Raw genomic sequence first — 14,503 nt, forward strand, 5'->3', positions numbered from 1 at the left:
CTGCTTCAGCGCACGATGCGTTCGGTCCACGCCTTCACTGCATCAGCGAGCGTCTTCAGATGATCGGCGGTGGAGAAGCCGGAGATGTTTTTGCGCGGCTTCAGATCATGGTCGCCATCTTCCAGCCAGAGGATCTCGATCGCCTCGGACAGAGCATAGGTCGCGACCTCGTCTTTGGTCCCGAACTCGTCGCGCGTGCCCTGGAGGATCAATGTCGGCGTCTTGAGATCGGCGAGGTGCTTTGTCCGAAGCTGCGTCGGTTTGTCCGGCGGATGGAAGGGGTAGCCGAGGCAAAGCAGGCCCGAGATCTCGCCCTTCGAAAACATCTCGTCGGCGATCATCGAAGCGACGCGTCCGCCCATCGACTTGCCGCCGATGATGAGCGGACCCTCCACGCCCTTCGCCCGGAGGTCGGCGATCGCCTTGACGTATTCCGGGTTAACCGTCTCGGCGCGCGGCGGCGGCTTGCGATGGCCGTAGCGGCGGGCGGCCATGTAGTGGAATTCAAAGCGCGCGACGCGGAAACCGGCCGCGGCGAGCGCTTTTGCCGTGGCTGTCAGCGAGGGCGAGTCCATAGGAGCGCCTGCGCCATGCGCGAGCAGGATGGTGATGGCGGCGGTGTCGGGGCCGTCGAAGAGGAAGGTGGTCATGGGGTGGCCCGCAGATGAAGGCCGAGATCCTTCGCACCCCCCTCTGTCCTGCCGGACATCTCCCCCTCAAGGGGGGAGATTGGATGGCGTCGGCGTTTTCGCCAACCACCAAAGCTGAAAGGCACGCGGGGCGCCGGAGCTGCCGATCTCCCCCCTTGAGGGGGAGATGTCCGGCAGGACAGAGGGGGGTGTTCAAGCGCGGTCATTGAACCACCTATCCCGCCGATTTCCGCGCCAGCTGCAAATCCACGAACTGTATCCCCTTGGCCGCCATACGCGCCCATTCGGAATTGGCGTCGAGCTCGAGATAGCGCACCCAGCGACGCCGCGCCTCGGCGAGATTGCCGGCGTCGAACTCCAGCCTCGCAAGGTTGAACACCGCGTCGGCATAATTGGGATCGAGTGCGATAGCCTTCAGCAAATGGCGGCGCGCCGAGGCTACCCGCCCCTCTTCGCTCATCAGCCCGGCAAGATTGAACCAGGCCTCGACGAAGCCGGGATCGAGCTTTATCGCGCGGGCATAGTCGTGCGCCGCCTCGGCCGCGTGGCCGGCCGCGCGCAGGCAGTTGGCGCGGTTGAAGGCGGCGATGGCATCGCTCGGGTCGATGGCCAGGCAGCGCTGGTAGAGTGCCGCCGCCTGCTCGTGGTCTTCAGCCTCTTCCGCCGCCTCGGCATCGGCGAACAGCTCTTCCAGCGTGTCGTCATCCTGCGTTCCCAGATCGAACAGCAGCTGGCCGTCAAGTTCGCTCTGGCCTCCCTCGAGATAGATCGCGTTGGCCCGCCCATGCTGCGAGCCGACGGCGAGCGACTTGGCGGTGAGCGAGGCGACCGGGCCCGAGCGATGCACAGAGCGCGCGATCGCCCCCCATGAGGCGCCGCCGGCAACCAGCCCGGCATATTTGCGGGCGAGGATCAGGTCGCGAAAGGAATACGGTTCGCAATCATGCTCGAAGGCATCGAACAGCGACAAAAGGTCGAGATCCGCGCCGGTCAGCCGCGACTGGTCGATCAGGGACTGCCGCGACAGCGCCGAAGCCTCCGGCGCTTTCATCAGCCCGAGCAGGCGCAGGAAGCCGTTCTCGCTGACCAGCTTGCGCCCGGCCGCGCGCTCGGTGACGACGCGGCGTTCAATCTCGGTATCGCCGGCCCTGGCGAGCAACATGCGGCCCAACACGACATGTGTGGTGCGCCGAGTGACGCCGCGCCGCAACTGGCCGTGCCGGCGCTCGACCTCACGCGCCGCCAGCCTGAGCGGGAAGGCCGCCAGCGCGCCGACGATGCCGAAGACCGTGCCGGCGAGAGCCGTCACGCCTTGCTCTTGCCGACGGCTTTGAGAAGGTTCGCCTTGAGCGGGTTTTCCTTGGCCGCGGCGGCGCCGGCCTTGGCGGATTTCGCCGCGGGCTTGGCCGTTTCATCGGCCTTGCTCTTGGACTTGGCCGGCGGCTTGGCCGATTGCGACAGGCTCGCCTTCAGCGCATCCATGAGGTTGATGACATTGCCGCGCTCAGGCGCCGCCGCGATGATAGGCTTGTGGCCCTTGAGCTTCTCGCGGATCATCGCCATCAGCGCGATCTCGTAGCGGTCCTCGTAATTCTTTGGATCGAAGGTGGTTTCCTTCTGCTTGATCAGCGCTTCGGCCAATTGCAGCATTTCGGGATCGGGGTTTCCGGCCGGGATATTGCCGAAATATTCAGCCGTGCCACGCACTTCGTTCGGATTCCTCAAGGTGCAGACGAACATGCCGTTCTCGCGCGCGCCGATCGTCACGACGCGCTCGCGACTGGACAGCACAAGGCGGGCGATCGCCAGCTTGCCCGATTTGCGCATCGCTTCGCGCAGCACGGCAAAGGTCTCCTCGGCCATTGCGCCATCCGGCGCCAGGTAATAGGGCGCGTCCTGATAGATGACGTCGACCGAATGCTCGTCGACAAAAGCCTCGATGTTCATCGTATGGTTGGATTCGATGCGCACCGCATCGAGATCGGAGTCCTCGATGATGATGTACTGCTTGTCCTCGTATTCGTAGCCCTTGACCAGGTCCGAACGCTCGACCAGCCCGAGCTCGGGGTCGACCGGCTTCATGTTGATGCGGTTGTGCGTCTTCTTGTGCAGCTGGTTGAAGCTGATGCGTTCGCTGGCGCTGGTCGCCGGATGGAGCCGGACCGGACAGCTGACCAGACTGAGCTTGAGGTAACCTTTCCAACTTGCCCTGGGCGCCATGAAATACTCCTACGCGGCCTTGTGCTGTCGAACAGTTCGCAGCGTTCATTCGTCCGGAGGACGAACGGGACTGCCGAAATCCTACATTGCCCTTACAATACCGGGCCCTTACAATACCGGCAAATCCCTAGCGAAATCTTCCTCCGCTGAGAGCCGCCTGCACGCAAGAGGTCCATGGCGAAGAATAATTCAAATTTTCCGGAGCGTCGATGGAGTCTGGGGCCCGCAGAACTACCTCGCGGTGGCTATCAACGGCAAATCCCGGGCGAAATCTTCCATGTCGGCCCAAGGGTCGCCTGACGTCGCCAGCAGGCCCGGCAGTGACGAATAATTCAGGTCCTGCGGGGCGTCGACGGATTCCAGGTCGCTCCAGCTCACCGGTGTCGAGGCCGGCAAATTGGTGCGGGCGCGCAGCGAATAGGGAGCCGCCGAGGTGTGGCCGCGCGCATTGCGGTGATAGTCGATGAAGATGCGCCGCTTGCGGTTATCCTTGCCCATGGTGGTGGTGAAAGTGTCGGGCGCGGTGGCGGCAAGATGCGTGGAGATGGCGCTGGTCGCCTGATGCAGTTTCTTCCAGTTCTGCTTTTGTGTCACCGGCACGGTGATGTGGATGCCGTGGCCCCCGGAGGTCTTGGCGAACGGCACCAGCCCTAGCGCTTCGAGCTCGCTGCGAATATGCACCGCCGCCTCCACCACGTCGCGCCAGGCGATCCCCTCGCCCGGGTCGAGATCGAAAACGATCAAGTCAGGCTTGTCGAGCCGCGTGCGATGGGTGCCCCAGGTGTGGAACTCGACGACGCCGAACTGCGCCAGCGCCAGATAGCCCTTGGCGTCTTCCACCGAGAGATAGGATTTGGTCTCGCCCTCGGAGTTGGTCGCCTCGAAGGTCGCCACGGATGACGGCATGCCGGTGAAGGCATGGCGCTGGAAGAAACAGTCCTGCGGTCTGCCGGTCGGGCAGCGCACCAGCGACACCGGCCGGCCGAGAATGTGCGGCAGCATGAAATCGCCGACCAGCGCGTAATAGACGGCAATGTCGAGCTTGGTCGGGCCGGTCTTGCCGAACAGCCGCCGCGTCGGGTTGGTCACCCAGATGGTTGCGAGGTCGGCCTCGGCGATCAGCCGCTTGCGCTTGGCCGAAACCGGCGTCGACAGGCCGACGTCGCGCAGGCCGCGGAACACGGCATGGCGCAGCGCATTGTCGGTGGTCCGGTTGGCGTAGTGGATATGCGCCGAAAGCAGCGGCCGCACCCACTTCATCTCGCGCATGATTTCGCGCGGAACACCTTCCGGCGCGGACGCCCCGGCGCGCAACGGCTCCAGCCGCGCCAGCAACTCGCCGGCGGTGGCGGCGTCGAAGCCGGTGCCGACCTTGCCGCGATAGTGCAGCTCGCCATCCTCGAATTCGCCGAGACCGAGTGCGGCCAGCCCCTCGGCCGCGTCGGAGACAGTGTAGCCGGCGATAACGAAATCGCCGGTCTGAAGCGCCTTGGTCTTGGTCCAGGTCTTGGTGCGGCCGCTCTGGTAGACCGCCGTAGCACGTTTCGAGACGACGCCCTCCAGCCCCATTTCCGATGCCTGGTCATAAAGCGCCTGGCCGTCGCCCTCGGCGTGATCGCTGTACTGGATGGCGGAGTTGGCGCCAAGACCGGACAGCAGCTGCGAAAGCAGCGTCTTGCGCCGGCGGAGCGGCACTTGCCTCAGGTCCCAGCCGTCGAGATAGAGGAGGTCGAAGGCATAGAAGTGGAGCTTGTTGCCGGCGCCTTCGGCCAGCGCATCCTGCAAAAGGGCAAAGCGGCTGATGCCCTTGGCGTCGAGCGCGACGACCTCGCCGTCGATGATCGCCTCGCGGCAGGGCAGCCTGGCGAAGGCAAGCGGCAGGTCGCCATAGCGCTTCGTCCAGTCGAGGCCGGCGCGGGTGATCAGCCTGACCTTCCCGTCGGAAACATGCGCCATGGTGCGGTAGCCGTCGAACTTGATCTCGTGCAGCCAGGCTTCGCGCGTTTTTTCCGCGGGACCTTCGCCGCCCGGCGGTTTCGAAACCTGCGTCGCCAGTTGCGGCTCGATGCGGGTGGGCGGCGGCGCCTTGACGGCGCCCGGCAATGCACCTGGCTTCAGCACCACCGGCTTGGCAGGCTTGGCGGCCGGCTTCGGCGTTGCCACCAGTTCCTCGATGCGGCGTCCGGATTTGACGCTTTCCGGCCGGGCTTCCAATATGTCGAGCTTGGCGTCGGCGGCCAGATCACGCTCCTTGAGCAGCAGCCAGTTCTTCTTGCCCTCATCCTCGCCGGGCTTCGGTTTCAGCCGCGTCAGCATCCAGCCGCCATTCAGCTTCTCGCCGGCGAGGCGGAACTTGAAGGAGCCGGTGCGCAGGCTCTTCTCGACGTCGTCCATCGGCGCCCAGACGCCGGTATCCCAGACGATCATCGGCCCGCCGCCATATTCGCCTTCGGGAATGACACCTTCGAAGTCGATATATTCGAGCGGATGGTCCTCGGTCTCGACCGCCAGCCTTTTATCGGCCGGATTGAGCGAGGGGCCGCGCGGCACCGCCCAGCTCTTCAGCACGTCGCCGACCTGGAGGCGAAGGTCGTAGTGGTCGGCGGTGGCGTGGTGCTTGTGAACGACGAAGCGGTTGCCTTCCCCGGCAACCAGCCCGCCGGCGGGTTCCGGCGTCCTCGTGAACTCGCGCTTCGCGCGATAGGCCTTGAGCTTCGAAGGAGCTGGCATGGACTAGACGTAGGTGGCGGGCAAAAGCAACGAGCGCAGCATCAAAATCCCATCGCAGCGGCGCTCCAATGTCACGGCATCGATCCCAGGGTCTCCGCGACGCAGCTTCGCTCCTGCTCCGCCCTGGGATGACGAAGGATGGGAGGTCACGCCGCTCAATCGTCGGTGGCCGGTGTCAATTCGAGTTCGGCCGGCGACAGGCCCTGCTGCAGCTGGCAGAGCCGGAATTCGTCGACCCAATAGGCCTCGCCATCGACCAGCACGCGCGCGCTGTAGCTGCCGGCCGAAAAACGCTGCGCAGTGATGTACACCTTGTGGCGGTCGAGCGCGTTCCGCACCGCGGCGCGCTTGGATTTCTGACTGGCGACGGAACTGGCCATGCTGGTCACTCACGCACAAGCCGCAAGGCGGCGTGCCTTAAGGATGGCCGAGAGCGTGTCGGCTGTCAATTTGGCGGTCGCTGCGAGCCGCGCGCGGTGGCGCCTCCCGATCTGTGGAAACCGAGCCGGTGCGCTATATTGCCCTGGCGGCTTGGAACGCGATGCTGATCCGGAGAGCTTCACATGACATTGACGATGCGCAAACTCGGCAGCCAGGGCCTGCAAGTCTCGGCAATCGGTCTCGGCTGCATGGGCATGAGCCAGTCCTACGGCCCGGCCGACGAGGCGGAATCGACCGCCACGCTGCACCGCGCCATCGAACTCGGCTGCACCTTCCTCGACACCGCGGAAGTCTACGGGCCGTACGCTAACGAGGAGCTGCTCGGCCGCGCGCTGAAGGGCCGGCGCGATGAAGTGACGATCGCGACGAAGTTCGGTTTCCGCATCGAAAACGGCAAGCAAGTCGGCACCGAGCGCGACAGCCGGCCCGAACATATCCGCGAGGCTTTGGAAGGTTCGCTGAGAAGGCTTGCCACCGACCATGTCGACCTCCTCTATCAGCACCGCGTCGATCCGGCGGTGCCGCTCGAGGATGTGGCGGGTGCTGTCGGCGAGCTGATCGCTCAGGGCAAGGTTCGCTTCTTCGGCCTGTCGGAAGCCGGTGCCGCCAACATCCGCCGGGCGCATGCCGTTCATCCGGTGTCGGCAGTGCAGAGCGAATACTCGCTATGGGAGCGCAATCTGGAACCGGAAATCATTCCGCTGCTGAAGGAGCTCGGCATCGGCCTGGTGCCGTTCTCGCCGCTCGGCCGCGGCTTTCTCACCGGCGACGTCAGGCGCGCCGAAGACTATCCAGAGGGCGATTACCGGCGCGGCGACCCGCGCTACCAGGGCGCCAACTATGACGCCAACATGCAGGCGGCAGCCATGGTACTCGACATCGCCGCGGCCAAGCGCGTCAAGCCAGGCCAGATTGCTCTGGCCTGGCTGCTCCACAAGGGGAGCGGCTTCGGCATCGACATCGTGCCGATCCCCGGCACCAAGCGCCGAAAGTACCTCGAGGAGAACGTCGCCGCGGCTTCGATCAAGCTCGACACAGCCGAGATGCAGGTGCTCGACGACGCATTGGCGCCGGGCAAGGTCGCCGGTCCGCGCTACGGCGAGCGCACCATGGTGATGATCGATCGGTAGGTCTTGCCTTCTCCCGTTCTTGCGCAAAGCTCCGGCCTTGGTTAGCATCCTTGGGCAGGCACCGAGCGGAGGAGAACGTCGCGGTGGACCGGCTGGAGCGCCGTTGCGTCCCTTCAAACACGAGTTGGGCGCTCGAAGGACACTCCATTTTTGAATCGACGCAAGGAACCTTCCGGAAAACCCATTCCGGTTCCGGGGTCGTGCGCTCATCTGGGAGGAGACTAAATTGATCAACAGACGTGAATTCCTGCTGTCGACCGCGGCGATGGGCGCCCTGGCGGTGGCCGCTCCGCAACTGGCTTTTGCCCAGGACAAGCTGACCATCCTCGGCTCGGTGCCGAGCCTCGGCTTTCCGTTCTTCGTGCACATGCTGAACCAGATCAAGGCGGAAGCCCAGGCGCAGGGCGTCAACCTGATCGAGAGCGACGGCCAGAACTCGGCGCCCAAGCAGACCGCCGACATCGAGGCGGCACTCGTGCAGAAGGTCAACGCCATCGTCATCTCGCCGCTCGACGTCAACGCGCTGGCCCCAGCCATCGAAGAAGCGGTCAAGGCCGGCGTTCCCGTCGTCACCATCGACCGCCGCGTCGACGGCGTCGAGGGCATCCTCGCCCATGTCGGCGCCGACAATGTCAAAGGCGGCGAGGCCGAAGCGCAGGCCATGGTGGCGGCGTTCCCGAACGGCGCCAAGATCTTCCATCTGCAGGGCCAGCCCGGTGCCGGCCCGGCGATCGACCGCAACAAGGGTGTGCACAATGTCCTCGATCCGATGAAGGACAAGTACCAGATCATCTTCGAGCAGACCGCCAACTTCGCCCGCGCCGAGGCGCTGTCCGTCACCGAGGCCGGCCTTGCGGCCAACGGCAAGCCCGACGCGATCATCTGCGCCAATGACGACATGGCGCTTGGCGCGGTTGAAGCCTGCGCGGCGCGCAACTTCACCGACGTCAAGATCTACGGCTTCGACGCGCTTCCCGAAGCGCTGGTCGCCGTGCGCGACGGCAAGCTGGCCGGAACGGTCGAGCAATTCCCCGGCGAACAATCGCGCACTGCGGTGCAGATCGCGGTCGCCTACGCCAGGGACAAGACCGAGCCGAAGGAAAAGCTGGTGCTTTTGACGCCGATCGTCATCGGCAAGGACAATCTCGACAAGGCGGAGAGGCTGGGCGAGACGAAGTAAGCGCCGAGGGCGCACAGCGCCAAAAGCAGCGTTCTGTCGCGCCCCCTCTGCCCTGCCGGGCATCTCCCGCTCAAGGGGGGAGATTGGCAGTTTCAACGCGTCGCCTTCTCTTCAACGCCGGAGTAGCGAAAGCCTGGGTGACATCCGATCTCCCCCCTGGAGGGGGAGATGTCCGGCACGACAGAGAGGGGCGCTGTCCCGTGGCCTTTCGGGTGGACCACAATTCAAGGAGCATCCTTTGCCAGTCGAAGCCATTGCGCCATCGCCCGCCCTGCTCGCCGTCGAGGGCGTGACCAAGCGCTTTGCCGGCGTCACCGCGCTGAACGACGTTTCGCTTGAAGTCCGCCCCGGCGAGATCCTCGGCCTGCTCGGCGAGAACGGAGCGGGCAAATCGACGCTGCTCAAGATCCTGTCCGGCGTGATGCCGCCGTCCAGCGGCCGCATCGTCTTCGACGGTGTCGAATTCAGCCCGCACAATCCGCAGGATGCCAAGCGCCACGGCATCGTAACAATCTACCAGGAGCTGAGCCTGATCCCGACGCTGACCGTGGCGGAGAATATCTTCATCGGCCGCGCGCCGCTCGGCCGGTTCGGGCTGGTCAGTTGGCGGCGAATGGAGGAAGATTCCCGCACGATCATCGCTCGCGTCGGGCTCAATCTCGACCCGGCGACGCCGGTTTCCGCACTGTCGGTGGCCGAGCAGCAGCTGGTCGAGATCGCCCGCGCGCTATCGCTGAAGAGCCGCTTGATCATCATGGACGAGCCGACCTCGGCGCTGACCGAGACCGAAGTGCACAGGCTGATGTCGATCATGGACCGGCTGCGCAAGGATGGCGTCGCCATCATGTTCGTCACCCACCGGCTGGAGGAGGCATCGGCGATCTGCGACCGTATGACCGTGCTGCGCGACGGCAGGCTGGCCGGCCATCTCGACCGCGAAGGCGGGCCGATCAGGCTGCCGAAGATCATCGAGAAGATGGTCGGCCGTGCCGCTTCCGAGCTCTATGCCAGGCCGACGCAGCGCGATGTCGCCGGCGACGTCCGGCTCTCTGTGCGCGGCCTGCGCACGGTGCGCGATCCGCAGGCGCCGCACGCCATCGTACTCGAAGGCGTCGATCTCGACCTCAAGGCGGGCGAAATCCTCGGCGTCGCCGGGCTCGTCGGTTCCGGCCGCACCGAGCTCGCCCGCGCCATCTTCGGTGCCGACCGCATTGCCGCCGGCACCATCATGCTCGACGGCAAGCCGATCGCGCCGGCATCACCCGCCGACGCCATCGAGCTCGGCATCGGCCTGGTGCCGGAGGACCGCAAGCACCAGGCAATCTTCGCAGCACTCGCCATCCTCACCAATTTCTCGATCGCCGCGCTCGACCGCTACTCCAGTGTCGGTTTCATGGCCGAGCGGCGCGAACGCGAGGCGCTGGCGAACTACAGGAAGATGCTGTCGATCCGCATGGCTTCGCCCGAGCAGGCGATCGAGGGCCTGTCCGGCGGTAACCAGCAGAAGGTGATCCTTGCCCGCTGGCTGGCGCGCGATCCCAAGGTGCTGATCGTCGATGAACCGACGCGCGGCGTCGATGTCGGCGCCAAGGCGGAAGTGCACCAGATCCTGGTGGAACTCGCCGCGCGCGGCATCGCCATCATGATGATCTCTTCGGAGCTGCCCGAGGTGCTTGCAGTGTCGGACAGGATCGTCACCATGCGGCGCGGGCGCATTACCGGCGAGATGCCCGGCGTCGAGGCGACCGAGGAGAAACTGATGGAACTGATGGCGCTCGACCAGAAGCAGGAAGCAACGCAATGACCAGTACGACCGAACGGAGCCAGCGCGGTGGCGTCAATATTGCGCGCCTGCTGATGAGCTTCGGCCCGCTGATGTTCCTGGCGTTGCTGATCGTCGTCTTCACTGTGCTGAAGCCGAGCTTCATCGACCCGATCAACCTGTTCAACATCATGCGCCAGATCTCGATCACCGGCCTGATCGCGCTCGGCATGACCTTCGTCATCCTCACCGCCGGCATCGACCTGTCGGTCGGCTCGCTGCTCGCCTTCTGCGGCATGGTCGCGGCGGTGGTGGCCAAAGGCGGCACCGCCAACACGCTGTCGCTGTCGACAACGGGCACGCAGGGCTATGGCTGGTTCGCCGCCCTTCTCGCCGCCGTCGTCGTCGGCGCCGTGGCCGGCGGCGTCCAGGGCTTTGCCATCACCAGGCTGAAAGTGCCGCCCTTCGTCGTCACGCTCGGCGGCCTAACCGTGTTTCGCGGCCTGACCTTGACCATCTCCAATGGTGGCCCGATCTCCGGCTTCGACGCCTCGATGCGCTGGTTCGGTACCGGCCTGATCGGCCCGGTACCGGTGCCGGCGATCATCTTCGCGATTGCCGCCATCCTTTGCCACATCGTGCTGCGCTACACGCGCTACGGCCGCGCGGTCTACGCAGTCGGCGGCAATGCCGAGGCCGCGCGCCTCTCCGGCCTGCGCGTCGACCGCATCCTGATCTCGGTCTACATCATCGTCGGCTTCTTCGCCGGCCTTGCCGCCTTCGTTTTGTCGGCGCGGCTCAACTCCTCCGAAGCCGTCGCCGGCATCGGCTACGAGCTGACGGTGATCTCGGCGGTCGTTATCGGCGGCACCTCGCTGTTCGGCGGCATCGGCAGCGTCGGCGGCACGGTGGTCGGTGCAGGACTGATCGGCGTCTTGCAGAATGGGCTGCAGTTCAACAACGTCTCGTCCTACACGCAAAGCATCGTCATCGGCCTGATCCTCATCCTCGCCGTGGCCTTCGACCGCTGGCTGAAATCGCGGGTAATGCGGTGATGGCCGAGCGAACGCTGCGGTGCCATAAACTGCACGGCAGGTGGCGATGCCTCAAATAAGAACCATGACCGAACAGGATGTTCCGGCGGTGTCGCGGCTGCTTGGAGGGTCCTGGCGACAGACCTATTCGCCGATCCTGGGTGCCGCGACCACGGCACGGCTGTCGGATGAGAGGCACGCGCCGGAGCGGCTGGCGTCCGAGCTCGGGGACGACAACAAGATGTCCTTCGTCGCCGAGCGGGCTGACAGCTCGCTCGCCGGTTATGCGATGGCAGCGATGGACGACAAGGGCGAGGTCATGCTCGAGCGGCTCCATATAGACAAAAGCGAGTACGGCACCGGCCTTGCCGCCGACCTGCTGCATGCCGTTCTTGCCGCGCATGCGGGTATTCCCAGCATCGCCCTGGAAGTGATCGAGGGCAACGACCGCGCAATCGCCTTCTATCGCAAGCACGGCTTCGAGGTCGTCGAGCGCCGGCCGGCTGCACACGGCGTGGGCGGCCACGCCTCGCTGATCATGCGCCGGCTGCTGCCGATGGCTTAGCAAGCGAAAGCGGCTGAGCGCGTAATCTCCCCCCTTGAGGGGGAGATGTCCGACAGGACAGAGGGGGGCGCCGCGCGTGAGGCGCCAACTTTCTCTTTCGTCCAATATGGCGTCGCGCCAGGACGTACCGACCCCCTCTGTCGCCTTCGGCGACATCTCCCCCTCAAGGAGGGAGATTGGCACTCGCTCAGGCCGGGGCGTTGACGCGCTGTGGGCGCGTTGCCCAGTCGGCAACGGTCGCGCCAGCAACGCTCTCGCCGGCAACCATCCCGTTCGTCTGCGGCGCAAGCAGGTCGTTGCGGCGGGCGAAGGCAACGAAGGTGGCGCGCGCCGTTTCGGCGTCGATCTCTCCTTCCAGTGCTGCACGGCACGCTTTTGCGGCGATGTCATGCGCGGCCGTCCGGCTCGTTGCCGGCCATTCAGCCAAAAGTGCATAGGCCTCAGCCGCGCTTTCTATCTTCGTCGGTGTACCGAGGCCGGTGAGGATATTAACCGGCTTGTCGAACGAAGCACGATCCATGACACTCTCCTTTCCTGGCTCAATCGGCTCCTTTCGGAACTCCACCGCGCGGGCGCTTCGATCCTCGAGGGCCGCCTGCAGAACGATGCCACCGATCTGCGAGTTGGACGCAATCGGGGGCATGCCCGGCCGCGGCAGCAGCCGATGCACCTTGACCAGCGCTTCGAGCCAGGCCGCCACGCCCAGCGGCGGATGTTCGCGCCCGTAGAGCCACGCCTTTGCCTTGGCGAGCGGGTATCCCGCCTCTTCGGCGAAATCGTTTTCCGACCACCGCAGCAGGCGCAGGCATTCGCGCATCCGCGCCGCGATCATTTGCGCTCCTCCGTGCCGGCCCCCACGCGTTGAGCCGATAGAAACATCAGCGTGTAGGCCGCCTTGCGGCGGTCCCAGCCGGCCGACTCGGCCATATCCAGCAAGCCGTCGACCAAAGGCGCCAGCGCCGCCCTGCAGTCGGCTTCATAGTTGAAATCGTTTTTCGGGCGGGTCGGCGCCGCGATCTTTCCAAAACTGTCCATCATATCCATGGCAACACCTGCTCAGCATTAGTCCCGGACCGGCAAGACCGTGCCCGCTTTTGGCGGACACGGTCCATCTGCCGTTTCGAAGTCGCGCTTTGGAAGCCTGGCTTTAGAAGTCCATGCCGCCACCGCCGGGCATTGCCGGCGCGCCAGCTTCCTTCTTCGGCTTCTCGGCCACCATCGCCTCGGTCGTCACCAGCAGGCCGGCGACGGAAGCGGCATCCTGCAGAGCGGTGCGCACCACCTTGGCCGGATCGATGACGCCCTGGCCGAAGAGATCGCCATAGTCGCCGGTCTGCGCGTTCCAGCCGAACGAGAACTCCTGCTTTTCGCGCAGCTTGCCGACGATAATCGAGCCTTCGGCGCCGGCATTTTCGGCAATCTGGCGCACCGGAGCCTCGATCGCGCGCCGCACGATTTCGACACCGGTCTTCTGGTCGGGATTGTCGACCTGAATATTGTCGAGCGCCTTTGCCGCCCGCAGCAGCGCCACGCCACCGCCGGGCAGGATGCCCTCCTCGACCGCGGCACGGGTGGCATGCATGGCGTCGTCGACCCTATCCTTGCGCTCCTTGACCTCTATCTCGGTCGAGCCACCGACGCGGATGACGGCGACGCCACCGGCGAGCTTGGCCAGCCGCTCCTGCAGCTTCTCGCGATCATAGTCGGAGGTGGTCTCCTCGATCTGCGCCTTGATCTGGGAGACCCGGCCCTGGATTTCGCTCTTCGAGCCGGCACCGTCGACGATCGTGGTGTTTTCCTTCTCGACCACCACCTTCTTGGCGCGGCCGAGCATGTTGAGCGTGACGTTCTCGAGCTTGATGCCGAGATCCTCGCTGATTGCCGTGCCGCCGGTCAGGATGGCAATATCCTCCAGCATGGCCTTGCGGCGATCGCCGAAGCCCGGTGCCTTGACGGCCGCGACCTTCAGGCCGCCGCGCAGCTTGTTGACGACCAGCGTCGCCAGCGCCTCGCCCTCGACGTCCTCGGCGATGATCAGCAGCGGCTTGGACGACTGCACCACCGCCTCCAGCACCGGAAGCAGCGCCTGCAGGTTGGACAGCTTCTTCTCGTGGATCAGCACATAGGGCTCGTCGAGCTCGACGCGCATCTTGTCCTGATTGGTGATGAAATAGGGGCTGAGATAGCCGCGGTCGAACTGCATGCCTTCGACGACTTCGAGCTCCGTCTCGGCGGTCTTGGCTTCTTCGACGGTAATGACGCCCTCATTGCCGACCTTTTCCATCGCTTCGGCGAGGAAGCGGCCGATCTCGGCGTCGCCATTGGCCGAGATGGTGCCGACCTGGGCGATTTCGTCGTTCCTGGTCACCTTGCGGGCATTGGCCTTGAGTTCGGCGACGACGGCTTCGACCGCCTTGTCGATACCGCGCTTCAGGTCCATCGGGTTCATGCCGGCGGCAACCGCCTTAGCGCCTTCCTGGACGATCGACTGCGCCAGAACGGTCGCGGTCGTGGTGCCGTCGCCGGCGACGTCACTGGTCTTCGAAGCCACCTCGCGGACCATCTGTGCGCCCATGTTCTCGAACTTGTCCTCGAGCTCGATCTCCTTCGCCACGGTGACGCCGTCCTTGGTGATGCGCGGGGCGCCGAACGACTTGTCGAGGACGACGTTGCGGCCCTTGGGACCGAGCGTCACCCTCACCGCGTCGGCGAGGATGTTGACGCCGCGCAGCATCTTCTCGCGGGCTTCGGTATGAAATTTCACATCTTTGGCAGCCATTGGATCACTCCT

13 protein-coding genes are annotated in these 14,503 nt (G+C 65.1%); 5 read left to right on the top strand and 8 right to left on the bottom strand.

Translation table 11 applies throughout. The features are described from left to right. Positions 1-5 precede the first annotated feature (5 nt). The 5 genes from NKJ84_RS19320 to NKJ84_RS19340 all read right to left on the bottom strand — a co-directional run bounded on the left by NKJ84_RS19320 (position 6) and on the right by NKJ84_RS19340 (position 5,980). Positions 6-650, bottom strand: coding sequence for an alpha/beta hydrolase family protein (locus tag NKJ84_RS19320; RefSeq protein WP_352507789.1), 645 nt, complete (start codon positions 648-650; stop codon positions 6-8). Positions 651-864: 214 nt separating this feature from the next. After that, entirely contained in the window at positions 865-1,959 is a 1,095-nt protein-coding gene (locus NKJ84_RS19325) for a tetratricopeptide repeat protein (RefSeq protein WP_352507790.1), read from the bottom strand. After that, the gene (ku, locus tag NKJ84_RS19330; RefSeq protein ID WP_352507791.1) at positions 1,956-2,870 is read right to left on the bottom strand and encodes a non-homologous end joining protein Ku; all 915 of its coding nucleotides are present in this window, start codon (positions 2,868-2,870) and stop codon (positions 1,956-1,958) included. The genes NKJ84_RS19325 and ku overlap by 4 nt, the downstream gene beginning before the upstream one ends. Positions 2,871-3,101: 231 nt before the next feature. Then, a complete protein-coding gene (ligD, locus tag NKJ84_RS19335) occupies positions 3,102-5,600 on the bottom strand; it encodes a DNA ligase D (RefSeq protein ID WP_352507792.1) in 2,499 nt (832 codons plus the stop codon). A 155-nt stretch (positions 5,601-5,755) separates the two neighbouring features. Then, positions 5,756-5,980, bottom strand: a complete 225-nt coding sequence (locus NKJ84_RS19340) for a hypothetical protein (RefSeq protein ID WP_352507793.1) — start codon at positions 5,978-5,980, stop codon at positions 5,756-5,758. 183 nt (positions 5,981-6,163) lie between these two features. Between NKJ84_RS19340 and NKJ84_RS19345 the strand changes: the two genes are divergently transcribed. The 5 genes from NKJ84_RS19345 to NKJ84_RS19365 all read left to right on the top strand — a co-directional run bounded on the left by NKJ84_RS19345 (position 6,164) and on the right by NKJ84_RS19365 (position 11,712). Beyond that, entirely contained in the window at positions 6,164-7,171 is a 1,008-nt protein-coding gene (locus tag NKJ84_RS19345) for an aldo/keto reductase (RefSeq protein WP_352507794.1), read from the top strand. Between the two features lie 229 nt (positions 7,172-7,400). Next, positions 7,401-8,351, top strand: coding sequence for a substrate-binding domain-containing protein (locus NKJ84_RS19350; protein ID WP_352507835.1), 951 nt, complete (start codon positions 7,401-7,403; stop codon positions 8,349-8,351). 238 nt (positions 8,352-8,589) lie between these two features. Then, positions 8,590-10,155 carry a sugar ABC transporter ATP-binding protein gene (locus NKJ84_RS19355; RefSeq protein ID WP_352507795.1) on the top strand — a complete coding sequence of 522 codons (1,566 nt, stop codon included), beginning with the start codon at positions 8,590-8,592 and terminating at the stop codon, positions 10,153-10,155. Continuing rightward, on the top strand, positions 10,152-11,168 hold the full coding sequence (locus NKJ84_RS19360; protein ID WP_352507796.1) for an ABC transporter permease: 1,017 nt from the start codon (positions 10,152-10,154) through the stop codon (positions 11,166-11,168). Before NKJ84_RS19355 ends, NKJ84_RS19360 begins: the two co-directional genes overlap by 4 nt. Before the next feature lie 46 nt (positions 11,169-11,214). Next, positions 11,215-11,712 carry a GNAT family N-acetyltransferase gene (locus NKJ84_RS19365; RefSeq protein WP_352507797.1) on the top strand — a complete coding sequence of 166 codons (498 nt, stop codon included), beginning with the start codon at positions 11,215-11,217 and terminating at the stop codon, positions 11,710-11,712. 187 nt (positions 11,713-11,899) lie between these two features. On the opposite strand, the gene NKJ84_RS33275 is transcribed toward NKJ84_RS19365, so the two are convergent. The 3 genes from NKJ84_RS33275 to groL form a co-directional block, all read right to left on the bottom strand. Further along, the gene (locus NKJ84_RS33275) at positions 11,900-12,544 is read right to left on the bottom strand and encodes a DUF982 domain-containing protein (RefSeq protein ID WP_502896260.1); all 645 of its coding nucleotides are present in this window, start codon (positions 12,542-12,544) and stop codon (positions 11,900-11,902) included. After that, a complete protein-coding gene (locus NKJ84_RS19375) occupies positions 12,541-12,756 on the bottom strand; it encodes a hypothetical protein (RefSeq protein ID WP_254819654.1) in 216 nt (71 codons plus the stop codon). The genes NKJ84_RS33275 and NKJ84_RS19375 overlap by 4 nt, the downstream gene beginning before the upstream one ends. 103 nt (positions 12,757-12,859) lie before the next feature. Next, positions 12,860-14,491: a chaperonin GroEL gene (gene groL / locus NKJ84_RS19380; RefSeq protein ID WP_352507798.1), complete on the bottom strand. Its 1,632-nt coding sequence runs from the start codon at positions 14,489-14,491 to the stop codon at positions 12,860-12,862. Positions 14,492-14,503 lie beyond the last annotated feature (12 nt).

This window comes from Mesorhizobium sp. M0048 (genome assembly GCF_040323405.1).
In the GTDB taxonomy this organism is placed as follows: Bacteria; Pseudomonadota; Alphaproteobacteria; order Rhizobiales; family Rhizobiaceae; genus Mesorhizobium.